This is a genomic window from Niabella sp. CPT15-335-S11 (assembly GCF_058792415.1).
In genome coordinates this window covers 536,306-561,374 of record NZ_JBYTEI010000001.1, presented here as the reverse complement: position 1 = coordinate 561,374, position 25,069 = coordinate 536,306, and the positions used below count along the sequence as shown (strand labels likewise).

Here is a 25,069-nt window from a genome sequence, read left to right as displayed (position 1 = left end):
TCTTTTGATTTACATTCGCCATACAAAATTGAAACCATGCGGTTTTTCCTGGTGATGGCGATTGTTCTAACATTATTACAATCTTGTACTTCCGCTGAAAAGGCAGACTTGTTGGTTTACAACGCAACCGTCTATACGGTTGATGATGCTTTCAGCAAAGCTGATGCCCTGGTCATCCGGGACGGAAAGATATTGGCCATAGGTAGTCGGCGGAAGCTGGGCTCTACATATAAACCGGCGGAGACACTTGATGTGGGCGGGAAGTTCATATACCCCGGATTTATTGATGCCCATGCTCATTTTGTGGGCTATGCAAACGGACTAGGCGAAGTAAACCTTGAGGGCGCCACCGGATGGGAGGAAGTATTAGAGCGGTGCAAAAAATTTGCTGCCGGGCAAAGTCACGATGGATGGCTGATCGGCCGCGGGTGGGATCAGAACAAGTGGGAGCTCAAAGAGTTTCCGGACAATGAAGCGCTGAGCCGGCTGTTCCCTGATCGACCTGTCTACCTGGTGAGGATCGACGGGCATGCGGCTATCGCCAATAAAAAAGCCCTTGAGCTTGCCGGAGTCACCATCGGTGACCAGGTAGCTGGCGGATCTTTTGAACAAAAAAATGGACAACTTACCGGGCTGCTGATCGACAACGCGAAAGATCGTGTATCGGATCAGATTCCTGCTCCGGACCTGACGGAAACCGTGAAATTGCTGACCAAGGCGCAGGATAACTGCTTCGCCGTTGGGCTGACCACTATTGATGATTGCGGCCTGGATTTTCCGGTGGTGAAAATGATCGACAGCCTCCAAAGAAAAGGTGAGCTGAAAATGAGACTCTACGCGATGCTCAGCGATAAAAAGAGTAATTACGATTGGCTGAAGAAAAACGGAATATTGAAGACCAACCACCTGAATGTTCGAGCTATTAAATTATATGGAGATGGCGCGCTGGGGTCCAGGGGCGCCTGCCTTTTGAAAGAGTACAGCGATAAGCCGGGATGGAAGGGATTTATGCTTAGCGATGCCGCTCATTTTGACGATGCCGCACGGGAAATTGCAGCCAATGGCTGGCAGATGTGCACGCACGCTATTGGCGACAGTGCAAACCGGGAATTGTTGAAGATCTATGCTGCGCATCTGAAAGGAAAGAATGATTTACGCTGGCGGATCGAACACGCGCAAGTCGTAGATCCCGCAGATTTTCACTTTTTTGGGAACTACAGTATTATTCCTTCCGTACAACCTACTCATGCCACGTCTGATATGTACTGGGCCGTAACGAGGCTGGGTTCCGAGAGGATCAAAACAGCCTATGCTTACCGCGATCTGATGCAACAGAATCAATGGATCCCGTTGGGGACCGACTTCCCCGTTGAGGATATTAGTCCGTTCAAAACATTTTATGCAGCAATCGCCCGAAAAGATGCTGCCGGCAAACCGGAGGCAGGATTCCAGCCGGAAAATGCGCTAACCCGCGAACAGGCCATCCGAGGGATGACGATTTGGGCGGCAAGGGCGAATTTTGAAGAGAAAGAGAAAGGAAGCCTGGAACCGGGCAAGTGGGCGGACTTTGTGATCCTGGACCAGGACCTGATGAAAATACCCGAAAACGAAATCCTGCAGACCCGGGTGCTGAGAACTTTTCTGGGAGGAGAGAAAGTGTATGAATCGAAGCATGACAGATGATTCTCATACAGGGGAACGAATTTGCGAAGTTCAAGCCGACAACAATATTACCCGCAGAGGCGGTGAAATATTGAAAAATATTCAATAACAGCTGATTTTAGATACGTCAATTTGTAATCTGTTCAATTTTAGAGTTAACTTAGCGGTGGAATTCAATAACTAACCCAATTGCTCTAATTATGAAAACAGTACTGGTAGCTACTGAAAAGCCCTTTGCCAAAAGTGCAGTAGAAGGTATTCGGAAGATAATCACCGAGTCAGGATATTATTTAAAACTACTTGAATCTTATACGGAGAAAGCCCAGCTCCTGAGGGCCATGGATGGTGTGGATGCGCTGATCGTCCGGAGCGATAAGATCGATCGGGAGGTGCTGGAAGCTGGCGATCAGCTCGAGATTGTCGTGCGAGCCGGGGCGGGATATGATAACATAGACCTGGATGCGGCTACGGAAAAATCTATTGTGGTTATGAACACACCTGGTCAGAACTCCAATGCAGTTGGTGAGCTGGCCATAGGACTGATGTTATTTGCTGCCAGGAACTATTTTAATGGTACTTCGGGTACGGAATTGATGGGGAAAACACTGGGTCTGTATGCCTTGGGTAATACAGCGAAGAGCCTGGCCAGGGCAGCGACGGGCATGGGCATGGACGTATATGCCTATGCGCCTTCCAAGGACGACGAGTATCTGAACCAGGAGCATGTAAAGCGGGCGCGGACGCCGGAGGAGCTTTTTGAAAAGTGCCAGTACATTTCCCTGCACATGCCGCTCAAAGAAGAAACACGAGCTTGTGTCACTTACAACCTGCTTTCATCCATGCCTGAGGGCGCAACCCTAATTAATACCGCCCGAAGAGAAGTGATTGATGAGGAGGGTTTATTGAAAATGTTTGCGCAACGCAAGGACTTCAAGTATATGACGGATATTCAGCCTGCGAATAAAGAATCTATTGATAATGTTTGTGGGAACAGGATGTATTGTACGCCTAAGAAAATGGGAGCCCAAACCGCCGAAGCCAATAATAATGCGGGTTTCGCGGCTGCCAGACAAATCGTAAATTTCTTTGAGCATGACGACAGGACTTGCCAGGTGAATAAGTAGTGGAAATTACGAATTTTCAATGATAAATTACGAATGATTTCAAAAAAGAAAATCTTATCCGGCTTCAATCAACTCCTTGTAATTCGTAATCATATATATATCTAATATATAATGCCTATCGTCTATCGTCTAGTATCTCATCACCTTTTTCCGAATTGTCCCTCCCTGACGATTCAACCGCTTCAGCAACACAACATAAACCGGGAAATGGTCGCTATAGCCGCCCCGGTAGGTATTTCCGCTATAACTGCGCATGGGGTAATTTTTATATCGACCTACAGTTTCAATTAGGTAGCTGGGTCTGAAAATTTGGTTCTTATGGAAATGGATACCAGTCTGGTTTGTATCCAGGAAGTCCTGAGATAGCAGAATCTGGTCAAACAGGCTCCAGGCATCCTGGTAAGCAAGGGTCCCATACCCTTTTTTGAAGGGACTCAGCCAGGGATTGAAAAGCTGCCCGGGCTTCAGCGTTTTCACCCGACCATTTGCACGCAATCCAGATACAATACTTGCATCCGGAGGGTCATCGTTCAGATCACCCATCACTATGATCTTCAATCCCTCGTCGAGAGCGCATAGAGAGTCAATCATATTCCTGACAGTTAGCGCTGCCGCCATCCTGGCTGGTTTGGTCCTTTTTTCACCACCCGAGCGACTGGGCCAGTGATTGACAAAGACATGAATTTTTTCCCCATCCAGGTTTCCGGTAACCCAGAGTATGTCTCTTGTATACACAGCGTCTTTCGTGCCCGCTGGTATCTTTACGAAAAGAGGGCGACTTCGCTCTACTTTGAAATAAGCCGGGTTGTACACCAGCGCCACATCCATGCCTCGAAAGTCGCGCGAGTCATAATGCACGAACCGGTAGTTTCTTCCAGCCAGCAACGGATGTTCGAGTAAAGTTTTCAGTACGGTAGCATTTTCAACTTCCGAAACACCGAGTAGTACCGGCCCGTCTTTGCTGATGTCTAAACCAATGCCTGAAATGACGGTCGCCAGCTTTTCAACTTTATCATTGAATACGGCGCTGGTATAAGCCCTGGATCCGCGCGGTGTAAACGTACGGTCATCATAGGACCCGTGAAAGATTGTATCATAGAAGTTTTCCAGGTTATAGAAACCAACGATATACGGTTTAAAGACCTCCTGCGCTTCAATGGGCACTATGTCCCCGCATAGCAGAATGCATAATATGAAAACTTTCCTCATGTGTTGGTTTTTATGTTTTCAATGACCGCCCGCCTACTGGTTTACCCTCCTTCGGCGGGCACGCATGCCCGAATCGGTTGATTCGGTCGGGTTCGGGAAATTTACTATAGTAAGTTCTATAAGCATTATTTGCTATTTATTTTGGCGCTTATGAACGCTTTGCGGTTCATCGCCGTTGGTATAAATCTGCTCGAAGATTTTTATGGACATCTCATGGATAGTAAAGTTTAAAGAAATCAATATAGCCCGGCCGGCAAATTAATGTTTATGACAGGGAAACGTTATGCAATATTCACATAGATGAATATGTAAATATGTTCGATCTTTAATTTTTATCGATTGTCCCTTTAAACCCGTCATGATGAAGGTTGCCATGATGATTTTTTTGTCAAGTGTCTTGCCGTGCCTCGCAGCAGCTCAGCAAAAGGAACTGTACGCCAGGTATTCTATACAGGGCGATACTATACAACCTGATGTCACTCAGGGTCTTTGGGAAGATATTCCCATCATTTTTCTGGATGATGGCGGGCCCGAAGCAGAATCAGAAACCGGGGTCTCTTCGCTGCTTCAGGCTGGAACGGATGCATTTCTCCGGGCCTCAGCTTTTTCGTTCAGCCCGGTGAGATTCAGGCCCAGAGGTTATGAATCCGTTCAAAACACCGTTTCCCTGAACGGTATTGGCATTAACGGACTTGATAACGGTTTTGTTCCCTGGGGGCTTTGGGGCGGATTAAACAGTGTGACGCGCGCACGGCGCGATGTTTACGGTACCCATCCATCTGATTTTTCAGTTGGAGGAATCGGACTTAATTCAGATATTGATCTCCGGGCGGGTGCACAATGGACCCAGACGCAGGTGGGATATGCAATATCCAACAGGAATTACCGGCACCGGCTTCATTTTGCAAAAGGTTCGGGCTTTAACCACAAAGGTTGGGCATACAGTTTGGCATTTTCCGCCCGTTATGCGGATAAAGGATATATTCCCGGCACCTACTACAGGGGGCTTAGCTACTACGCCGCCCTTGATAAAAAATGGAAGAACAGGAGCACGCTTTCCCTGATCAGTTTTGGAGCGCCTACCGAGACCGGCCGTCAAAGCGCCTCAGTGCAGGAAGCCATGGACCTGGCCGGAACAGTATTTTATAACCCATCCTGGGGATACCAGCAGGGGAGAAAACGAAATGCATCCATACAGGAATCTTTTCAACCGGTCTCTTTGCTCGTTTATGAATTGAAGCCCGGACTGCACAGCAACTGGACTACCAGCCTGGGCCATGTCTCGGGAAAACGAAAGTCATCTTCTTTTGACTGGTATAACGCGCCGGATCCAAGGCCTGATTATTACAAATATCTGCCCGGCAATTATGAAATTAGCCAACCTAAACAGGCGGCTGCACTTAGATCGCTGTACAGAAACAACCCCGACCAGTTACAGATAAACTGGGAGAGGCTTTACGACGTGAACCGGGGAAATTTTACAACCATCAAAGATGTCAACGGTGAACCTGGGTTCGCAGTCAGCGGAAAACGGTCGCTGTATATTCTCTCAAACCGAGTGACTGATCAGCATAGGATGATGGCCAGTACCATTTATCAATCTAAACCTCACCGCAAGATAGAACTGACCTTCGGTGCAAATTATCAAATCCAGATCAATCACTATTACCAGGAGGTGAAAGATTTGCTGGGAGGCGATTTCTGGGTTAATATAAATCAGTTTGCGGAACGCGACTTTCCGAAGGATAAAGAATCCATGCAGTATGACCTGGATAGACCCAACCAGGTAAAAAAAACGGGGGACCCCTATGGTTACAACTATCAGGTACACATCATGAGGAGTTCGGCCTGGACTCAGGCAGGATTCATACTGAGCAAATTTGATTTGTATCTAGGCGGTGAAATTTCCAGATATTCTTTTTACCGCAGGGGTCTTAACCGAAATGGGCTTTTCCCAAAAGCTTCCTATGGAGATGCCCCGCAGTTGGATTTCCTTAATTATCATTTCAAAGGAGGTATTACTTTTAAGCTGAATGGCCGCAATTACTTTTTTATAAATGGTGCCGGCATCTCCCGGTCGCCTTATTTTGAAGATGTTTATATCTCCCCGAGGACCAGAAATACTGTACAGGAAAACATCAAAAGCGAAACAATTTCAACCGTGCAGGCTGGCTACCGGTTGCAGGCACCCAAAGCGCGAATATCCCTTACTGGATTCTATACCGGGAGCCGGAATGGTTATGATGTACTGACTTTTTACCATGACCAGTTTCAGAATTTTGTGAATTACGCATTGAGTGGTGTCGGCAAAATATATTTTGGCAGTGAGCTGGGCGCGGAAATTAGAATCATCCCCGGTTTGTCTTTTAACGGCGCTGCCTCTGCAGGACGTTACTATTACAATAGCAGGCAGCATGCGGTCGTAACTGTTGACAATAGCGCCGCTGTGATTGCTAACCAGACGGTTTATATGAAGAATTACAGAATTCCCTCCACGCCACATCAAGCGTATCACTCAGGGTTGTTTTACCGATCCCCAAAATTTTGGTTCCTGAATATTTCCGCAAATTATTTCAGCGATATGTGGCTGAGCGTAAATCCGCTGAGGCGCACGGCCGAAGCATTAGGCGGGACGGATACAGATCTGAACAATTTCCCCGAAGTTGTCGAACGGGTGCTCAGCCAGGAGCGATTCAAAGATCAGTACACGCTTGATCTGTTTGGTGGCTGGTCGAAGCGCCTGCCAAAAATGTTTGACATCAACTCCAAACCTGTTTACCTGGTCATTAACCTGAGCGTCAACAACCTTCTGAATAATACGCAGATTCGTTCGGGAGGATACGAACAGCTTCGCTTTGATCACGAAAACAAGAATATTGACAAATTCCCTCCAAAGTATTATTACGCGTACGGCCTGAATTACTTCGCGAGTGTGACTTTCAGGTTCTAAAAAAATATATATGAAAAAATTACCCGATACTGCCGTTCCCTGGATTCTATTTGCATTAGCAATCCTGCTCTTTATCCTGGGAGCCTGCAATAAAGAGTTCGATCAGCCGCCTATCGGCGCCGATCCGGATATTGCTGTCAATATGACCATCTCGCAACTCAAATCCAGGTATGTAGCGGCAGGCGTGTTTAAATCTATAACCGACGATTGGGTGATAACCGGCGTTGTGATCGCCGATGACCGATCAGGTAATTTTTATAAACAGATCGTCATACAAGACTCAACCGGGGGCATCCCTGTCTTGCTGGATGGGAACAATGTATATGCGATGTACCCGATTGGCAGAAGAGTTTTTATCAGATTAAAAGGACTTATGCTTGGTGATTACGGTGGAAATATTCAGTTGGGTCTGGATTCCACAAGGTCTTCAGACGGCCGCTTTCTGAACCTCGGTAGGATTCCCCAGGCGAAATTCGACCGGTATATTCTCAAAGGTTCCTTCGGAAATGAAGTTAAGCCAAAGCTTATCAAACCTTCAGAGATAACGAAAGCAATCAACGATCCTTTGCTGAGCACCCTGGTAACTATTGACGGCGCGGAGTTCAAGGAGTCAGACCTTGCTAAAACCTATGCCGATACAAGCCTGATGCAGAGTGCAGTAAATTTTACCGTTAAAACCTGTGACAATCAGGGCATCACGCTGCGAAACAGTAGTTATGCCTGGTTCGCCGGTGAGAAATTACCACCCGGAAATGGATCCCTGGTTGCCGTCGCCGGTATATTCAATAGTAATATTCAACTAACTATACGTGACACGACCGATTTGCACATGTATGGCACCCGCTGCAGCGGTCTGGCTCCGGTAGAAACAGTGATGTCTTTGCGCGAAGTATTAAAATACGCGGCAGGCGACTCCGTGATTCCTGCAGGGACATATATCGAAGGTGTGGTGATATCCTCATCGGCTATCGAAGAACCTGGAAATTACCGGCTGCAGGACTCAACGGCTGGAATACATGTACGTTTTAACAAGGGTAAGTATCCGGAAAAGGCAGCAACGGGTGAAAGGCTTTCAATATATGTTGGTGGTTTGAAATTGGGTCGCTTCAATGGCGGCCTGGCGATATCAGGCCTGGAAGTTTCCAGAAATATCGGTTCAGGATCTATTGAACCACGGGGTACAACTATTGGCGAAATCCTGAGTAATTCAAAAAGATGGGAGTCAACCCTCGTTACAATCAATGATGTCACCATCATTCGGACGGGGGACCAGTTTCTGATCAGGGATTCAACGGGAGAGCTCGGTTACTTTGTTAGGTCTGGGGCAGGGTTTACTATGCCTGAGTCGGCAGAAAGCATCACCGGATATATTTCAATTCAACATATGGCCGGTAGTTCGGAATCGGTGCTGCTGGTCTTAAGATCACGCGAGGACATCAGGGGCGGAAACTTTGGTCCGCCTGTCACAGCATTTTCTGTAGTCTTTGATTTTGCCGAAGTAACAACTCAGTCGGGATCTACTGACCCGACCCCGCTACCCGTCGCCGAAGGGCTGAGCTTTAGCGCCTTCAAAGCAATTGGCGTCGGCGGGTCCTCCGGCAATCCCTCCGCCAGTGGGAGGTTTTCATTTACCGGCTGGCCCCTCGGTGCTACCAGTGGTAGTGATATTTTCACCGGGAGCGCAGACATGAGTAAATATTATGAGCTGACTATCACCCCCGGGAAGGGAAAGAAGTTTGACATCAGCAAACTAAACTTTACCGTGCAACGGTCGGGTACCGGGGTGCGGCAGGTTATCGTGCGATCAGACATAGACAGCTTTTCCAGTAATATGCCGACATCTATTGAACCCGCCAATGAAAATATCACCGTAGTGGGAAATAATATTTTTCAGATCCGGGAATCGGCTACAACAGCGCAAAACGGCTGTACTATTGAGTTTGGATCCGTACTTAGGGAACTTGCCGATGCTGTGACTCTCCGCTTTTATGGTCTTAATGCCAGAACGGCTGGGGGTAGTTTTAGTATAGACAATGTACGCATTGAGGGGAAAGTAAGGCATTGATCCCGGGAAGAAAGCCTCTCAAACGGGAGGCTTCTCTTCTTTTTTTGTATTTCCGGTCTTAAACAACCCGACCATCAGATAACCAAGGAGTCCGCCATAAAGTGTACTGTTCAACGGTTTTGAGGTAATCACACAGGTACCACTCAGGCAGCCAATATACCGCCAGTACAGGAACCCGGCAATGGCGCCTAACCCGATGCCGATAAGGGATCCTTTATATTTCAGAACCCACTTCATGATTAATTTTTCAGACGGTTTACCTTATACCACGGACCGCCGTTCCAGACATTCTGTATTCCGTTCCTGGTTAGAATGGCCCGGGCCTGACTGCTTCGCGCTCCACTGGCGCAAAAAACAACGACCGATTTCCTGTTTTTGAACTTGTTAAGATTGGATTGTAGGGTATTAAGCGGGATATTAACAGCGCCCTTTACGCTGCCACTTGCAAACTCCCCCGGTGTTCTCACATCAACGAGGTAACCGCCATTGTTAATGGCGTCGATGAGACCATCATTATTTCCACCACTGAAAATTTTTTTCAAAAATCCTAGCATGACTGATTGTTTTAAATTGATTCCGAGGAACTGATATCCTCGGCACTTACGTTAAGTAATTAAGATTGATATTTTATTAATTGATTTTTACAGCATCGTTGTGGGACACACATAATCTGAAACATTAAACAGGTTGCTGTTCTTCATTTCTTTAAAACCTCCTTTAACATCGATCAGGTTATGATATCCCCTGGCCCTCAGGATTGACACGAAAGCCATACTCCGGTATCCGCCTGCACAGTGTACATACGTGGGTTGTTCTTTTTCAACTTCAGAAAGATGCAGATTAATGTAATCCAGGGGAATATTTTGTGCGCCGACCACGTGTTCGCTGGCATATTCGCTCGATTTGCGGACATCCAGAATATTTGAATTTTCAACGTTCGCCAGTTCTTCCGCACTTACGCTTTGAATGTGATCTGTTTCTTTACCCGCTTCTTTCCATGCTTCCATTCCACCTTCCAGGTAGCCAATGCTATAATCGTATCCGACCCTGGCCAGGCGGGTGATGACCTCTTCCTCACGACCCTGGTCGGCTACGATGAGGATCTCCTGTTTTAAATCAGGAATCAGCGAGCCTACCCATACTGCAAAACTGCCATCGATACCAATATTAATGGCGTTGGGGACAAATTCTTTCGCGAATTCCTGTGCATTTCGGGTGTCCAGTACCACGGCTCCGGTACTGTTGGCGGCTTCTTCAAAGGCATCGGGACTCAGTGCGCGGTTACCTCTCGCCATAACCTCATTGATACTCTCATACCCCTCAATATTCATAATCACATTCTTCGGGAAATAATTTGGCGGTTCAGTGAGCCCATCAGTTACCTCCTGGATGAACTGCTCCCGGTTTAGCGTGAGGTTAAGGGCGTAATTGGTTTTTTTCTGGTTACCCAGTGTGTCGCTCGTCTCCTTACTCATGTTCTTGCCGCAGGCGCTGCCAGCCCCGTGAGCGGGATAGACGATGATGTCATCTGCCAACGGAATGATCTTGTTTCGCAGCGACTCAAACAAGTGCCCCGCGAGTTTTTCACGCGTCAGATCTGAGGCAACTTTCTGTGCCAGGTCTGGCCGGCCTACATCTCCGATGAAAAGGGTATCGCCTGTAAAAATTGCCGTATCCCTTCCTTTTTCGTCGGACAGCAGGTAGCAGGAACTTTCCATGGTATGCCCAGGCGTATGAAGGACCCGGATCTGCACGTCTCCGATTTCAAAGATTTGTCCATCTTGAGCGATCAGGGCATCATAACCCATCGTGGCGGTTGTTGGACCGAATACGATGGTTGCTCCGGTTTTTTTTGCCAGGTCGACATGCCCGCTTACAAAATCGGCGTGAAAATGTGTTTCAAATATATATTTGATCTTTACACCATCTTTTTGTGCTCTGTCGATATAAGGCTGTACTTCCCTCAATGGGTCAATGATCGCTGCTTCTTCACCGGAAGTAATATAATAAGCCCCCTGAGCCAAACATCCGGTATAAATTTGTTCTACATTCATAATTTATATCGTTTCATAGAACAAAATACAGAAAAACAAATCAACCGAAGTGTAATTTGTGTCACCAAAGGATTCGGAAAGGCAGAAACGACCGTTTTTAACAATTATATTTGCTGCGATGCTATTCAGTCAGGTAATTGGCCAGTCTGCACTAAAAAAGGAACTCCCCGCGCTGCTACGGGAGAACCGGCTGGCGCATGCGATTCTTTTTCTGGGGAAAGAAGGGGCTGGTGCTTTGCCGCTGGCGTTAGCTTTTGCACGATATGCTATGTGTGAGCGGAAATCATTCATTCACGGCGGACCAGGGAGTGGGCGGACTGCCGCACCTGGCTTATTTGGAGGAGAAATTCAACAAATAGATTTGGCAACTGTACCTGATGAAGATGCCTGTGGTGTATGCCCTTCTTGTCTCAGGTCGGCCGACTGGATGCATCCTGATATTCATTTTAGCTACCCGGTTGTACCAAAAAAGCCAGGTACTCCCCCCGTCAGTACCGACTATATTGGCGAATGGCGGGAATTTCTGAAAAATAGCGCCTACGGGAACGCGTACGATTGGCTGCAGTTTATTGGTGCGGAAAACAAACAGGGGAATATCACTGCAGCGGAATGTAATGACATCATTCGGAAGCTGAATCTCAAAAGTTTTGAGGGCGGGCTCAAAATATTAGTGATGTGGATGCCCGAATACCTCGGCAATGAAGGTAATAAACTCCTGAAGCTGATTGAAGAGCCACCGGAGAATACACTATTTCTGCTGATCTCAGAAAATGAGAATCTGATTCTGCCTACGATCCTGAGCCGGTGCCAGCTCATTAAAGTACCGTCTCCAGAAGACAGCGAGATCAAAGACGCCCTGATAGAAGTAAATAAGATCGAACCACAGCGGGCGGCACGCATTGCGGCAATTTCTGACGGGAATTACCGGGAGGCACTTCAAATCGCCAGACAGACGGGGGAAGATATGTATACGCTGCTGCGTGACTGGCTGAATGCCATCGTCAGCAAAAGCACGGGGCCGGTTGCGCAAGTAAAGTGGGTGGATGAGATCGGAAAGCTTGGCAGAGAGGAGCAGAAGCAATTTTTGAGGTATTTCAATCATATTCTGCAACTTTCCATAAGGATGTGGATCGACAGTAACGCAGGCGAAAAATATCCTGAGAATGAAAGTGGATTTGCGCGGAAATTGCAACAGTTTACTTCCCTGGAGCAACAAAAGGCGATTGTGGAGGAGTTAGATCAGGCTGCTTACTACATCGAGCGAAACGCACATGGCCGGATGCTTTTTATGGCATTGACCATAAAAATAAAGCATATCATTCGGAACAATATTGTATTTTTGAATGAATGAGGTTGATAGAAAAGTGAGTCAGGGACCCGTGAGATGAAAAATTAGTGAAAGTGACTCGTGATGATGGTATAGCTTTGGTGTTTGCAATTCGTTGATAATCAATACATATATAAAATAATGGATCCCAAAATCCGTTAATTTTTGTGTTACTTGCCAAAGCATCTTTTTTACAGCCTCAATAGAATGCGATCGGTTCATCCTGCAAAAGGAGGGCGGATTGACGGTACGAATCAGTATTTTAAAGTAATAAATCTGGTAAATGGGTTGTACAGGATGTAGCACGACATCAGGCGCGGGGCTTAAGCCAAAGGGTTGCAAGAGTAATGGCGGGTGTAGTTCCGGGGGTTGTAACCGGATGAACACCTATGATTGGCTGCTTAACCTGCCTCTCCCGGATGGAGATAATGCGTGCAAGGTTGTAGAAATTAGCTTTAATAATGGAACCCGAAAAGATTTTTTCCGGAATAATACGCTTCAATATTTCGAAAAGGGAGATTGCGTTACGGTTGAGGGGATCAGCGGTTTTGATGTAGGTGAAATTTCCCTGACCGGTGAGATTGTACGCCTGCAGATGAAAAAATACGGAGTAAAGGAAGCCAACCAGGATATGAAAAAGGTGCTGCGTGTGGCCACTGAACGGGATTTGGATGCGTCCCGGGTCAACAAAAGCCGGGAGCCGGAAATGGTTATCCGCAGCAGGGCCATTGCCCGCCAGCTTAAACTGGATATGAAGATCAGCCAGGTTGAAATGCAGGCCGACGGGCGGAAGGCCACGTTTTTTTATATCGCAGATGGCAGGGTGGATTTCAGGGAACTGATCAAAGTTTATGCTTCCGAGTTTAAAGTAAAGGTGGAAATGCGTCAGATCGGTGCCCGCCAGGAAGCCGGCAAAGTCGGTGGAATCGGGAGTTGTGGCCGGGAATTGTGTTGCTCGACCTGGCTTACCGATTTTAAATCTGTAAACACGACGGTTGCGAGATACCAGAATCTTTCTATTAATCAAACGAAATTGAGCGGTCAGTGTGGCCGCCTGAAATGCTGTCTGAATTACGAGCTTGATACTTACTTGGATGCGCTCCAGGGGTTCCCGGCCGACTGCGACCATTTGCAGGTAGCGAAAGGAAATGCCCAACTGGTAAAAAAAGATATTTTCAAGAACCTGATGTGGTATTCATTGCCCGGAAGTACCCGGCAGTATCCACTGACCATTGAGCGTGTGAAGTGGATCAAATCGCAGAACCGGCAGAATATTGTCCCCGAAGAAATGGAAACGGCGGAAGTTGTGACAACAAAACCACGCGAAGTGGAGCCGGAATTTGTGGATGTGGTAGGACAGATTTCGCTGAACACCCTGGACAGGGCGAGCCGCAAGAAGAAGGCAAATAAGAGCCGGAAGCCGGCGAGAAACGAGAATCCTGGTCAGCAAAAAAACAGCCGGGAAGGTCAGGGTCAGCGACCACCTCAAAATAGGCCCCCCAGAGGCCAGAATGGCAGGCCGAAAAGCTGATCCGGAGTTGCCGGAATGGCTTATTTCACCAAATAATTTTTGTAGGTTGGTCAGTCGGCAAAAGAGCGCAAGGTTTCAGATCAGGCCTCTTTTTCCGCTGCTTTGTTTTGCGTTGCGAGTTTTTGCTCCCATTGCCATGCCGTGCGCATCATATCATCCAGGTTGTACCTGATCTCCCAGCCCAAAGTCGTTACAGCATGATCATTGTTTGCATAGATGGCCATGATATCTCCCGGCCTGCGCGGTCCGATTTCATAATTGAGTTTTACGCCACTCACTTTTTCGAAAGAATGTATCGCCTCAAGAACCGTCACGCCATTTCCCGTACCCAGGTTAAAAATTTCGTAGTTGGATTTGTTCCTGTTATTTTCCAGGAATTGGATGGCCAGGGTGTGGGCATGGGCAATATCGCTGACATGGATGTAGTCCCGCACGCAGGATCCATCGCGGGTATCGTAATCGTCGCCGTGAACCCACATTTTCGGGAGCTTGCCAATAGCGGTCTGCGTAATGGCCGGCACCAGGTTCTGTGGCCTGCCGATAGGCAATTCCCCGATTTCAATGGAGGGATGGGCGCCGACGGGATTAAAATATCTCAACGAAATGATCTTCGTGTCCGAAATTGCTGATAAGCTGGTAAGTATCTGCTCTCCCATTTGTTTGGTGGCCCCGTATGGTGATTCGGCTGGTTTTGTGGGTGTAGATTCCACAACGGGTATCTTATCCGGATTGCCATATACCGTACAGGAGGAGGAGAAAACGAAATAAGGGATATCAAATTCCTGGACGCATTTGAGAATATTCACCAGGGCGGCGAGGTTATTTTCGTAATACATCAAAGGTTTTTCAACAGATTCTCCCACCGCCTTATAAGCAGCGAAATGTATAATCCCCGATATATCTGTATTTTCTTCAAAAATGGCGTGGGTGTCATCTAAATCACAAAGATCTACCTTGTAATTTTTTACTTTTTTACCCGTGATCCGTTCCACACCGTCTAATATATCAGCATTCGAACGACTGTTATTGTCGACCGAAATAACTTCGTAGCCGTTTTCAATCAAGTCCACAATAGTGTGTGAGCCAATGTATCCGCAGCCGCCTGTCACGAGAATTTTTGCCATGTTCTTTTATTTGCGGGCAAATTTAGCGCAAATAAGATCAATTTTGGCGGTCTGTGAGGCGATACTTCTCCTGAAAACGGAAAAGCAGATAAATGGCAAAGGTCCGATTCGGATTTTTTGAACCCGCGATTTAACTGTAAGATTTTACATTGGATGGAAAAATCGGACGACAAAATAAATAACGCCTGCACAAAGAGCGCTGACGGGTATGGTCAGGATCCAGGCCCATATCAGGTTAATCGATACGCCCCATCTTACTGCAGACAATCTTTTTGTGGCTCCTACACCCATGATAGCGCCGGCAATGGTATGTGTAGTACTCACGGGTATCTTCAATTCCTCGGTAGCAAATAAAGTGAGCGCACCGGCTGTTTCAGCCGCAACACCCTCAAACGGTGTTACTTTTGTGATCTTGGTGCCCATCGTTTTCACAATTTTCCAGCCTCCGCTCATCGTTCCCAACGCCATAGACGTGTAACAGGCCAACGGGACCCAAACGACCATATGGTCCACGGAATATTGGGTCGGGTCGAAAGCGACCAATGCTGCCATAATAATACCCATTACCTTTTGAGCGTCATTACCACCGTGCCCAATACTGAAAGCTGCTGAAGAAACTAACTGGAGCCGTTTAAACCAGATATTTGCGCGGTGTGAGTTGAGGTTGCTCAAAAACAGGGAGAAAACGGCCATGACGAGCAATACGAAGCCGAAAAGTATAAATTTAAAATTCCTGGAGTGAAAAATCACCTTGAGAAAATATGATTCGTAATGAGATTTAAGGTTGGCAGGATTGGTCTCCAGGATCATGGCCAGAAATATCAGAACACCAAGTATCACTGCCACCGAAAAGAGTTTCACTTTCCATCCCTTTCTGAAAGAATTCATGAACCAGGTGGAAATTAAATACGCCATTATCAGACCGATTAAAGGCGCCAGCACGATAAACGAAGCAATTTTTAAAACGGCATCTGCATTTACTGAGCTGATCGTCTGCGAGTGGGCAATGGCAGCACCTGCAAATCCTCCAATAAGCGTGTGCGATGAAGAGGATGGAATCCCCCTCCACCAGGTAAACAGGTTCCAGGCGATAGCTGCAATGATCCCCGAGAAAATTACGTTGAGATCAATATATTGTTCCTTGACAGTTTTGGCAATGGTATTTGCGACACCATGATCCCTGAAAATAAAATACGCTGCAAAATTGAAGAGCGCTGCCCAGAGGACAGCCTGAAAAGGTGTCAGCACTTTAGTAGAAACGATGGTCGCAATAGAATTCGCAGCGTCGTGAAATCCATTGATAAAGTCGAAAACCAACGCTAAGGCAATAATAATAATAAGGTATGTGAGCATGGTAGTGGTGTGGGGTTACTGAAATTCCTGGACACCTTAAAAAAGGTAACGGCCTGCAAATTACTTCCTCCTTTGACTAAGTTCATCAGGCGTACTTAATAATAATAGACTCAATCACGTTGCCGGCATCCTCGCATTTATCGGTAACCAATTCCATTACCTGGTATATATCCCTCTTTTTGATAACTTCCTTGGCATCAGCTTCCGTGTCGAACAGCTTTTCAATACTCAGGTCAAAAACATCATCAGCCTGATTTTCCAGGCTGTTGATTTTTACAAGGGCCTCTGTAATATTCCTGATCTTTTTCATATCCCTTAACTCAACCACAGCAATTCGTACCTGGTGAGCCGCTTCTTCAATCAGATCCGCCATCTTCAGCATTCCGATTTCGTTCGGTTTGATCCGGTACAGATTTATCTTTTTGGCGGCTGAGTAAATATAATCAGCAATATCATCCAGTGATGTGGCTAGGTAATGAATGTCCTCCCGGTCAAAAGGTGTGATGAAATTCCTGCCCAGTTCGGTAAATACGTTGTGGGTCAGGTCGTCATTCTCATGTTCCAGATCCACCAACTTTTGAATGGTGGTGCTTCGCTTATTGAAGTCGGTCTCGGTGACTACCTCCTTCAGGAGTCCGCCCATTATGGACACATTATCTGCAATCTTTTCAAACAACTCGAAAAAAACTGCGTTGCTGGGCGTAAAAATCTTAAGAATTGAGTTCAATCCCATGGTTGTATTTTTCTGGCCGCAAAATTACCGGCTTTACATGCTTCAGGGTCTAAATATACCGGAATTAATAATTCCTTAATATTGAAAATTTGGAAATTTTACAAAAAAAATATCTTTCCCGCCCTAATCCTGTGCATTAGGCTTGCTGTAAAAGCTAATATACCCATGGTTAAAATCTGCTTAACACTAAGTTCACTGTTTAGTAATATTTGTCTAACAATATGGTAACACGGGAACCTGATTTTTGCGTCAAAATCAAACCATGGATATAAAGGGGACCTTTATTGCCTTTTTCGTCATTTTTTCAAACCATCTGTTTTCTCAAGACAGGATTTCAGGGAGGATCCTGGACGGCGAGACGGCATTGCCCGTTTCGGGCGCAACTATATTGATCAAGGGGGATTCCAAAGGAGTTAGTTCCGATGTGGACGGTAATTTTTTTATCAATCTGACCCCAGGGAAAAAGCATACCCTCGTTGTATCATCAGTGGCATATCAGTCAAAAGAGATCACAGATATTGACCTCACGAATGGTGAGACCCCCGTGTTAAATATTACTCTCAACAAGATTTCGAAAGAATTGGAGGGCGTTGTGGTCACGGCAAGTGCCAGAAGGGAATCTGTTGCAACGCTCTACTCGGCTCAGAAACTGAGTTCTTCCATATCGGATGGGATTTCAGCAGATGTAATCAGAAAATCACCAGACCGGAATACTGGAGACGTTTTAAAACGGGTAAGCGGTACATCTGTTCAGGACGACAAATTCGTAGTTATTCGCGGCTTGAGTGAGCGATATAACACTGCTCTCCTGAATAACGCAATACTGCCCAGTACGGAACCTGATAAAAAAGCATTTGCGTTCAATATTATTCCGGCATCGGTTGTTGACAACATTGTAATATATAAGTCGGCCACACCAGATCTCCCGGGCGACTTTGCAGGAGGCGCAGCCAGAATCACCACAAAGCAATATCCTTCTTCAAAGCTGAGCGAACTGGGACTGTCCATCGGATATAATTCACTGACGACATTTAAAGCGTTCAAAAACTCACAGCCAAACGGGAAGATGGACTTTCTTGGGTTTCTGGATAATTCAAGAGCTATTCCTAACGCGTATTACATATACAGGAACGGCTTTATCAATCAGAGCGATGATTATAAGATCTCAACGACCAAAATGTTTCCCAATAATTATGGGTATCAGGATGCGTCCGCCAGCCTTCCAAATCTTAGTCTAAGCTATACCGGGGGAAATTCAAAAATCTATTCAGGTAGCAAAAAACTCGGATATATTTATACGATCGGATACGGAATGGGCAGGCAATTCAAGCCTTCCGACCTGTATGAATATGATATTAATAAGGCCGAACAATATCATTACAACACCGATTATTACATCCAGAAAAGAAACCTAAACGCTCTGTTGAACCTGGCCTATTCTCTGAACAACAACAATACCCTTTCCTGGAAGAATTTGTTTAATAATGATTTTGCCAAGACAACCGGGCTCAGAAACGGTCAGAATATTTCCAACGGGCTGAATAACATCTTATATTATCGCAGTGTATTGAATGAAGCAAAACAGGATGGGTTGTTCAATTCCGTGTTGGAAGGGAAACATAAACTAAATAAGAATACGCTTGACTGGAATGTTTCGTACTCGCTGACTTACAGGAGCGAACCCGATCAGCGGATCCTGACATTCACTTCTACAGACAATACAAATTTTTACAGGAAACTTTCCAACGAGAACTCACCGTCTATACAAAATGCGGGGCGCATTTACTCATTGATTTATGAAAATATTTTTGGTGCAAACGCGAATTACCTGGTCCCGTTTACTTTGTTTGATAAAGATCAGAAACTGAAAATTGGTTACTCTGGATACTACAGGCTGAAGAATGTGGAAGTAAATGCATTGGGCTACGCATCTTTAACGACTCTCGGGCAGGAGATCCCTGCCTCCACTTCGGGTAATATGTTTAATATATTCACACCCGAAAATATTGACAGGTATGGCATCACCATTGCCAATATTGGCAATAACACCGCCGACTACCAAGGCAAAGGAATGCTGAATGCAGGTTACCTGATGCTCAATAACCGGTTGGCGGATAAAGTAAAGTTCGACTGGGGAGTACGTATGGAGAACTACAACCAAGAGCTGATACCAGTGAAAGGAATTAATGCAGTTACCAGGGAAAATCTTGATTTCCTGCCCTCCGGTAACCTTACTTTTGAAATCACACCCAAAACTAATATCAGGGTGGCCGGCTTCCAGTCAGTGAACCGCCCTGAGTTCAGAGAGATCGCTTCTTACAGTCTGTATGATTACTCCACGGATTATATATACCGGGGTAATCCCGATTTGATAAGGAGTAAGAATACGAATGCGGATTTAAGATTTGAGCACTATCACGCTCCGGGGGAAATTATTTCTGCGTCTGTCTTTTACAAATATTTCAATAACCCAATTGAGCAGATCAATCAGGGTAATTCCATCCTTTCCTATCAGAATGCTATTGACGCAAAAGTTTATGGGGCAGAGCTGGAATTAAGAAAGAAACTTGATTTTATAAAAGGCGACTTCTTCAATAACACGACTTTCTATACCAACCTGTCTTATATCAATGGAAATATCCAGCTCGCGGGATCCGGAATCTCAAACGGGCTTATGCAAGGTCTTTCTCCCTATCTCATTAACGGCGGGCTGTACTACAGCGATAGTAATTTCTCCTTCAATATCCTTTACAACAGAATCGGGCCCAGGCTTTCCTTCAGGGGTCAGGGTGATGCAGGTATGGATATTTATGAGAAACCAAGAAACGTACTTGACGCGCAATTATCTAAACATTTCCTGAAAAGGAAATTGGAAATAAAATTAACCGCGGGCGATATCCTTGCGGACCCGTATGTGATGTACTACCGGTTCGATAAATCGAACAAGAATATGGAATTCAACCAGACATCGGACAAAGTAACCAGAAGTTACAAACTTGGAACAACAGGCACTCTTTCACTGAAATACAATTTTTAAAACAAAAAATCAAATCATGGAACAATTAAAATCAATTACTGTCATCGCCGTAGCAGCCCTGCTGTTCGGATCGTGTGGCCGTAAAACTGTTGATAGTCCTCCTGTGACACCCGGTCAGGGTGGAACGGTAGATATCAGAGGAAGTATCACGACCAGCCAAACATGGTCAAAAGACAAGAAGTACAGACTGAGAGGATACGTTTATGTTGAAAGCGGCGCAACGCTGACCATTCAGCCTGGGACACAGATAGTTTCAAACAAAGATTCAGCCGGCGTTCTAGTAGTGTACAAAAATGCCAAGCTCATGGCACAGGGTACCTCCAGTGAGCCGATCGTATTTACTTCTGCCGAAAATCAACCTAAACCCGGCGATCTGGGTGGCGTAGTTCTGGTTGGTAATGCAACCGGAAACAATAACCACAAAGAGATTGAAGGCGGCGTTGACGCAGCTCACAAACCCTTCGGCGGGACTAACGACGCGGACAATAGCGGTGTGATGTCCTACGTAAGAATTGAGTATGCGGGTAAAGCGGTTAATCCCGGAGATGAGATCAACGGTCTTTCCCTTTATGCAGTGGGTAGCGGTACCCAGCTCGATCACATACAGGTTATCAGAGGATTAGATGACGCCTATGAATTTTTTGGCGGTACCGTTAATGCCAAGTACCTGATCGCTTATAACACGGCCGATGATGATTTTGATATGGACGACGGTTATCGCGGAAAGATCCAGTTCGCTGTTTCTGTAAAAGATCCCGCGTTTACGGATGACAAAGGTACTACAGGCGACGTGTCAAACAATTTTGAAATAGATAATACCAATGGTAAGATTCCTTTCTCTACTACGCCAATTACTCATCCGATACTGTCAAACTTTACGGCTATCGGACCTAACAACGCGGCGGGTACCTCCTCTGACTATGGTTATGGCATGCGCTTCAGAAGGGGCAGCCAGGTGGTATTGGCTAACTCTATCGTATTGGGTGGACAAAAAGCCGGACTGGTGGTTGAAGATTCTGAAACCCAGCAAGGATTCATTGATGGCAACGGCATGTTTTATAACAGTTTGCTTCATTCCTTTACCCGGCCTTTCTGGGCTAAAACGGCTACCCTACTGACCGATGCAACGTTAGAAACCATGGTGAAGGCAACCTACAATGCCCAGGTGCTGGCGTCTGCAAATGATGCAGGACTGACTGATCCGTTTAATAATGCCAAACCAAACCTTCAGCCTAAGTCTGGTTCAAAGGCACTGACAACTGCTGGCAAATTTGATAAGTCAACATTGTCTGATGGGTTCTTTGTTAAAACGAACTACATCGGTGCATTTGATGGCACCAATGATTGGACAGCAGGATGGGCAGTATGGGGTAAATAATATTCATAAGAATGGGAAATAAAAAAGAGCGCTCGTAAGGGCGCTTTTTTTACGGGCTTACTTTTCTTTTCGATGCGCCAGATTCCGGGTCAGGTCTCATGACGGAATGACCCTTGGAGAGGTTTTTCAGATAACTGTTTTTTTGGATCGGACCTGGTGCCCCGCCTGGCTCAGGGTTGCACAGGGTTATATACATAAACGACTTCATAGGTTTGGTTTTTCAACTGAGGTAGCTTTTCACCAAGGTTCAGATCTACGCTTTGCGGCGTTGGTTCACAAACGGAATAGGCTCTGCCCTGGTAGTAAATAGGTCTGCCTACCGGTTTGTCGAATTCCACTGCGATTGTTACGTGCTGGGGATATACGAGCGCGATCATGGGCAGGTTATATATCTCTTTTACCAAATAATAGAAAAGAAATACGCGGTCTTCACAGTCACTCCCGTTGTACAATAAAGTTTGTTCGGGTGTGAGTCGTTTCTCAGCGCCAAATTGTTTTACATCGGGTTCGTACACAAAAGCATAGCGTGTAAACCGCATCAGATAATCGACGCCGCCTTTGGTTTTCAAACCCTTCAATTGTTTTTTTAACATCGGGATCAGGGACGCATAAGTACCAGCGCTCAGGGGGATATCAAAATAATCTGCGTAATCCACAGTAGGATAGTTGGCAAATATGGAATTTACCTGGGGGTTGACCTTTATTCTGAAATGGTACTCGTTTTCATTCATCGTAAATTGAAGGTCTTTACTTACATAATCACTTTTGGCAAAGTCGGGCAATTTATGTATCTTGTAGGAGAAGCTTCTGTTTCCGGTAGGAATATCCAATTTTATTTCCGTAAACGTTGTTTTGCTGAAGTCAATATTGCTGCCATAATCATGATAATTGAGGCAGACGTACTGCCTGCCCTGTTTTATTCGTGCGGGGATATTATAGATGTTTTCATCGCATTGAATATAAAACAATAACTGGTTCTGATGAAGGCTTAGCAGCGGTGAGTAGCCGGACCGGATCATAAAATACCACTTATACAACGTATAACGCAGATAATTTTCCTGTTTTGGACTGATCTGTTGAGCTGTCTTGCGGACCAGTTGATAATAAAGCCAGTCATCGGGATGCCTTTTTTCCCTGTATTGATTTAGTGCATTAAATACCGGTCCAAAATCCTTTGTTGAAATCGAATGATAAAAGTTCTGCACGGACTTGTCGGATAGTGTGTTTTCATCAAAATCAACAGCGGAGCGAGACTGTAAATTAAAGCTGATTGTATCGCCGTAAAAATTGAAAGCTACAATTTCTCTAATTTGCTGACCGTACAAGCCCTGAAGCGAGCCTGTCATCATAATCCATATCACGAACAGCCTTTTCATTCCTGGGTCTTTCTAAAGATACAAAATTTAATAATTATTTAATATTAAATCTCGCTTTGGTGATAAAAATCATGTACGATCATGTCGTATTGCAGCCTGTGAGGTACATACTGACGTTTGGAATGCGGAATTGGATCCCGGATTATTTTAGATACCACAAAGCCGGGAGAGGAATGGTTATGCAATAAAAAAAACCGCCACAGTGAATGAGGCGGTTTTTCCGTTACAATGGGTATAATTTTATTGGTATCCCGGGTTTTGAATGAGTTTGGAATTCTTTTTCAGCTCTTCGATCGTGAGCGGCGTGAAATACATTTTGTCAACCCAGGTGCGGTTTTCATGCGCATTGTCCACATAAGGCGCATAGACATAGTTGTACACGGCTTCGTCGTGTTTGTACGGACTTGACATAGACTGCCCCGCTTTGAAAGTACCTGTTATATTGATAAAGGTTGACTTTCTCCCCAATGTGGCCGGTGCGATCATCCATCTCCTGGTATCATAATACCGCTGTTCTTCAAAACTCATCTCAACGCGTTTTTCTTTCCGTAATCTGTCTCTTAATGCAGCGCCTGTTTCAGTCACTGCGGGCATTCCGGCTCTGAACCTGATGCGGTCCAGCCACAGTTTCGCCTCATCATATTGTCCCAGTTCAATACAGGCTTCTGCATAATTGAAGACCGCTTCGGTGTATCGGAAATAAGGCCAGGGAATGATTTGTTTGTCGTTGGATTCCACGATGGACGGATCAGGATCGGTGAATTTCCGGAAATAGTAGCCCGTGCGGCTGCCGTTCCAGTCCTCAATGCTGCTGCTTCGGGTGTCGAGGCCGTTAAACACAATTTTTGAACCTCCCACCATCAGGTCATATTTACCCGTCTGGATCTGGTTAGCCGGATCAACATTCCCGGACACGGTATTTCTCGGTTTCCAATCGGCCCCATCAAATAAAATAGTGGCATAGAACCGGGGATCCCGGAGCTTGTAGGGACTAGCTGCCATTTGAGGGTCTGACCAGCTAAAAGGACTGCCGTCCAGCATTTCATAGTCATCCACCAGCAGTCCCAATGGTGTATTCCCGGCCCAGTTGTGGTATCCGTTTGGACCGTTGAACAACCCCACTCGTAGTCCGTGCCAGGAGTCTGCATCCCGGTTAAAATATTTACCAAAGATTAGATCCACTCCTGCTGCTGCATCAACACCCGGGGCCTTACTGTAACCTGCCATGGCAATTGAAATATAATTATTCTTTCCTTCTGCCGGGCTAACAGGCGCGGTGAGGTTCAGTTTGTAACCTTTTCCTTCATCTAATACGGCTTTAGCGGCATCTTTAGCTTTCTGCCAGCGTGAGACCCTGTCTCCCGAAACATATCCAAACAGTTCCGGATTGGAATAGGCAGACAGTACTGAAGATTTGGATTTTGCGGTAGGTACATCATGAAGGTCGCTGGCCGCGTGCAACAGGACTTTTGCTTTCAGTGCTTTTGCTGCCAGGGCGGTCGCCCTGCCCTTTTCCATCGTTCTTCCGGACAATGCGGTAATGGCCGAGTCACAGTTCGCCACGATGAAGTCAACGCACTGGGCGTAGGTGCTTCGCGCAATTTCATAATCTTCATTCAGCCCGTACGCTTTTGTGATGATAGGTACGCCTCCGTAGAACATGAGCAACTGGTTATAGTAAAAAGCTCTCAGGAACTGTGCTTCACCATTTAGCCTTTTCTTCAGATCGGCATCGGTGAAAGTGGCCGTTTTCAATTGCGTTATAGCGATATTGGTTGCCCTTATCCACCGCCACATCTGGAACCAGTTGTATTCATTACTCAGCCAGCCTGTATTACTGCCACTTGCGCTGCCTTCATTGATGGTATTGATATTTCTTCCTGTATGGGTAAATGTTGCCTCATCGGTCAGGGATGCGATCATCTGTTCGTTAAAACCTCCTACTCCCAATCCTCCCCCGTTTCCGACAAATCCAAGTCCATTATAGAGGTCGTTTACAAATGCAGAGGCTAGTGGGCCATCAGTCCATAAAACGCTGGCTGATACCTGGTCAAGCGGCTTGGTGTTCAGGAAATCTTTATTACAGGAGACTGCCAGCGTGCTGCACAGGATCAATGACAGACTCAATTTATATATTATTTTCATA

17 protein-coding genes are annotated in these 25,069 nt (G+C 45.9%); 8 read left to right on the top strand and 9 right to left on the bottom strand.

The window, feature by feature from the left end; translation table 11 throughout:
* The first annotated feature begins 36 nt into the window (after nucleotides 1-36).
* The gene (locus tag AC3WS5_RS02265) at nucleotides 37-1,683 is read left to right on the top strand and encodes an amidohydrolase (RefSeq protein ID WP_492465571.1); all 1,647 of its coding nucleotides are present in this window, start codon (nucleotides 37-39) and stop codon (nucleotides 1,681-1,683) included.
* Between the two features lie 179 nt (nucleotides 1,684-1,862).
* Nucleotides 1,863-2,786 carry an NAD(P)-dependent oxidoreductase gene (locus AC3WS5_RS02260; RefSeq protein ID WP_492465570.1) on the top strand — a complete coding sequence of 308 codons (924 nt, stop codon included), beginning with the start codon at nucleotides 1,863-1,865 and terminating at the stop codon, nucleotides 2,784-2,786.
* Nucleotides 2,787-2,915: 129 nt separating this feature from the next.
* Here AC3WS5_RS02260 and AC3WS5_RS02255 read toward each other — a convergent pair whose 3' ends face one another.
* Nucleotides 2,916-3,995 carry an endonuclease/exonuclease/phosphatase family protein gene (locus AC3WS5_RS02255; RefSeq protein WP_492465569.1) on the bottom strand — a complete coding sequence of 360 codons (1,080 nt, stop codon included), beginning with the start codon at nucleotides 3,993-3,995 and terminating at the stop codon, nucleotides 2,916-2,918.
* Between the two features lie 358 nt (nucleotides 3,996-4,353).
* On the opposite strand from AC3WS5_RS02255, the gene AC3WS5_RS02250 reads away from it, so the two are divergent.
* Entirely contained in the window at nucleotides 4,354-6,945 is a 2,592-nt protein-coding gene (locus AC3WS5_RS02250) for a TonB-dependent receptor (RefSeq protein WP_492465568.1), read from the top strand.
* Between the two features lie 10 nt (nucleotides 6,946-6,955).
* Entirely contained in the window at nucleotides 6,956-9,010 is a 2,055-nt protein-coding gene (locus tag AC3WS5_RS02245) for a DUF5689 domain-containing protein (protein WP_492465567.1), read from the top strand.
* Between the two features lie 18 nt (nucleotides 9,011-9,028).
* Here the strand turns inward: AC3WS5_RS02245 and AC3WS5_RS02240 are convergent, their stop codons facing one another.
* From AC3WS5_RS02240 to AC3WS5_RS02230, 3 genes are all read right to left on the bottom strand, one after another.
* Nucleotides 9,029-9,247, bottom strand: a complete 219-nt coding sequence (locus AC3WS5_RS02240) for a DUF6132 family protein (RefSeq protein WP_492465566.1) — start codon at nucleotides 9,245-9,247, stop codon at nucleotides 9,029-9,031.
* Between the two features lie 2 nt (nucleotides 9,248-9,249).
* Complete coding sequence (locus AC3WS5_RS02235; RefSeq protein ID WP_492465565.1) at nucleotides 9,250-9,564, bottom strand: rhodanese-like domain-containing protein; 315 nt, start codon at nucleotides 9,562-9,564, stop codon at nucleotides 9,250-9,252.
* Nucleotides 9,565-9,651: 87 nt separating this feature from the next.
* Nucleotides 9,652-11,064: an MBL fold metallo-hydrolase gene (locus tag AC3WS5_RS02230; RefSeq protein WP_492465564.1), complete on the bottom strand. Its 1,413-nt coding sequence runs from the start codon at nucleotides 11,062-11,064 to the stop codon at nucleotides 9,652-9,654.
* A 118-nt stretch (nucleotides 11,065-11,182) separates the two neighbouring features.
* Here AC3WS5_RS02230 and AC3WS5_RS02225 point away from each other — a divergent pair, with 118 nt between their 5' ends.
* Both AC3WS5_RS02225 and AC3WS5_RS02220 read left to right on the top strand, forming a co-directional pair.
* The gene (locus AC3WS5_RS02225) at nucleotides 11,183-12,415 is read left to right on the top strand and encodes a DNA polymerase III subunit (protein ID WP_492465563.1); all 1,233 of its coding nucleotides are present in this window, start codon (nucleotides 11,183-11,185) and stop codon (nucleotides 12,413-12,415) included.
* Nucleotides 12,416-12,674: 259 nt separating this feature from the next.
* Nucleotides 12,675-13,922, top strand: a complete 1,248-nt coding sequence (locus AC3WS5_RS02220) for a PSP1 domain-containing protein (RefSeq protein ID WP_492465562.1) — start codon at nucleotides 12,675-12,677, stop codon at nucleotides 13,920-13,922.
* A gap of 80 nt (nucleotides 13,923-14,002) precedes the next feature.
* On the opposite strand, the gene galE is transcribed toward AC3WS5_RS02220, so the two are convergent.
* The 3 genes from galE to AC3WS5_RS02205 form a co-directional block, all read right to left on the bottom strand.
* A complete protein-coding gene (gene galE / locus AC3WS5_RS02215) occupies nucleotides 14,003-15,046 on the bottom strand; it encodes a UDP-glucose 4-epimerase GalE (protein ID WP_492465561.1) in 1,044 nt (347 codons plus the stop codon).
* Nucleotides 15,047-15,190: 144 nt separating this feature from the next.
* Nucleotides 15,191-16,399, bottom strand: coding sequence for an inorganic phosphate transporter (locus AC3WS5_RS02210; RefSeq protein WP_492465560.1), 1,209 nt, complete (start codon nucleotides 16,397-16,399; stop codon nucleotides 15,191-15,193).
* 85 nt (nucleotides 16,400-16,484) lie between these two features.
* Nucleotides 16,485-17,132, bottom strand: a complete 648-nt coding sequence (locus tag AC3WS5_RS02205) for a DUF47 domain-containing protein (protein WP_492465559.1) — start codon at nucleotides 17,130-17,132, stop codon at nucleotides 16,485-16,487.
* A gap of 262 nt (nucleotides 17,133-17,394) precedes the next feature.
* Between AC3WS5_RS02205 and AC3WS5_RS02200 the strand changes: the two genes are divergently transcribed.
* Nucleotides 17,395-20,169, top strand: coding sequence for a TonB-dependent receptor (locus AC3WS5_RS02200; RefSeq protein ID WP_492465558.1), 2,775 nt, complete (start codon nucleotides 17,395-17,397; stop codon nucleotides 20,167-20,169).
* A gap of 16 nt (nucleotides 20,170-20,185) precedes the next feature.
* On the top strand, nucleotides 20,186-21,547 hold the full coding sequence (locus AC3WS5_RS02195) for a beta-helix domain-containing protein (protein WP_492465557.1): 1,362 nt from the start codon (nucleotides 20,186-20,188) through the stop codon (nucleotides 21,545-21,547).
* 170 nt (nucleotides 21,548-21,717) lie between these two features.
* On the opposite strand, the gene AC3WS5_RS02190 is transcribed toward AC3WS5_RS02195, so the two are convergent.
* Together AC3WS5_RS02190 and AC3WS5_RS02185 are read right to left on the bottom strand one after the other, a co-directional pair.
* The gene (locus tag AC3WS5_RS02190; RefSeq protein ID WP_492465556.1) at nucleotides 21,718-22,923 is read right to left on the bottom strand and encodes a hypothetical protein; all 1,206 of its coding nucleotides are present in this window, start codon (nucleotides 22,921-22,923) and stop codon (nucleotides 21,718-21,720) included.
* A 240-nt stretch (nucleotides 22,924-23,163) separates the two neighbouring features.
* Nucleotides 23,164-25,068: a RagB/SusD family nutrient uptake outer membrane protein gene (locus AC3WS5_RS02185; protein WP_492465555.1), complete on the bottom strand. Its 1,905-nt coding sequence runs from the start codon at nucleotides 25,066-25,068 to the stop codon at nucleotides 23,164-23,166.
* Between the last annotated feature and the right edge of the window lies 1 nt (nucleotide 25,069).

Excerpts from the sequence above, each read along its gene's own strand:
- AC3WS5_RS02265 (WP_492465571.1), top strand. The coding sequence starts at position 37 with ATGCGGTTTTTCCTGGTGATGGCGATTGTTCTAACATTATTACAATCT.
- AC3WS5_RS02260 (WP_492465570.1), top strand. The coding sequence starts at position 1,863 with ATGAAAACAGTACTGGTAGCTACTGAAAAGCCCTTTGCCAAAAGTGCA.
- AC3WS5_RS02255 (WP_492465569.1), bottom strand. The coding sequence starts at position 3,995 with ATGAGGAAAGTTTTCATATTATGCATTCTGCTATGCGGGGACATAGTG.
- AC3WS5_RS02250 (WP_492465568.1), top strand. The coding sequence starts at position 4,354 with ATGATGAAGGTTGCCATGATGATTTTTTTGTCAAGTGTCTTGCCGTGC.
- AC3WS5_RS02245 (WP_492465567.1), top strand. The coding sequence starts at position 6,956 with ATGAAAAAATTACCCGATACTGCCGTTCCCTGGATTCTATTTGCATTA.
- AC3WS5_RS02240 (WP_492465566.1), bottom strand. The coding sequence starts at position 9,247 with ATGAAGTGGGTTCTGAAATATAAAGGATCCCTTATCGGCATCGGGTTA.
- AC3WS5_RS02235 (WP_492465565.1), bottom strand. The coding sequence starts at position 9,564 with ATGCTAGGATTTTTGAAAAAAATTTTCAGTGGTGGAAATAATGATGGT.
- AC3WS5_RS02230 (WP_492465564.1), bottom strand. The coding sequence starts at position 11,064 with ATGAATGTAGAACAAATTTATACCGGATGTTTGGCTCAGGGGGCTTAT.
- AC3WS5_RS02225 (WP_492465563.1), top strand. The coding sequence starts at position 11,183 with ATGCTATTCAGTCAGGTAATTGGCCAGTCTGCACTAAAAAAGGAACTC.
- AC3WS5_RS02220 (WP_492465562.1), top strand. The coding sequence starts at position 12,675 with ATGGGTTGTACAGGATGTAGCACGACATCAGGCGCGGGGCTTAAGCCA.
- galE (WP_492465561.1), bottom strand. The coding sequence starts at position 15,046 with ATGGCAAAAATTCTCGTGACAGGCGGCTGCGGATACATTGGCTCACAC.
- AC3WS5_RS02210 (WP_492465560.1), bottom strand. The coding sequence starts at position 16,399 with ATGCTCACATACCTTATTATTATTATTGCCTTAGCGTTGGTTTTCGAC.
- AC3WS5_RS02205 (WP_492465559.1), bottom strand. The coding sequence starts at position 17,132 with ATGGGATTGAACTCAATTCTTAAGATTTTTACGCCCAGCAACGCAGTT.
- AC3WS5_RS02200 (WP_492465558.1), top strand. The coding sequence starts at position 17,395 with ATGGATATAAAGGGGACCTTTATTGCCTTTTTCGTCATTTTTTCAAAC.
- AC3WS5_RS02195 (WP_492465557.1), top strand. The coding sequence starts at position 20,186 with ATGGAACAATTAAAATCAATTACTGTCATCGCCGTAGCAGCCCTGCTG.
- AC3WS5_RS02190 (WP_492465556.1), bottom strand. The coding sequence starts at position 22,923 with ATGAAAAGGCTGTTCGTGATATGGATTATGATGACAGGCTCGCTTCAG.
- AC3WS5_RS02185 (WP_492465555.1), bottom strand. The coding sequence starts at position 25,068 with ATGAAAATAATATATAAATTGAGTCTGTCATTGATCCTGTGCAGCACG.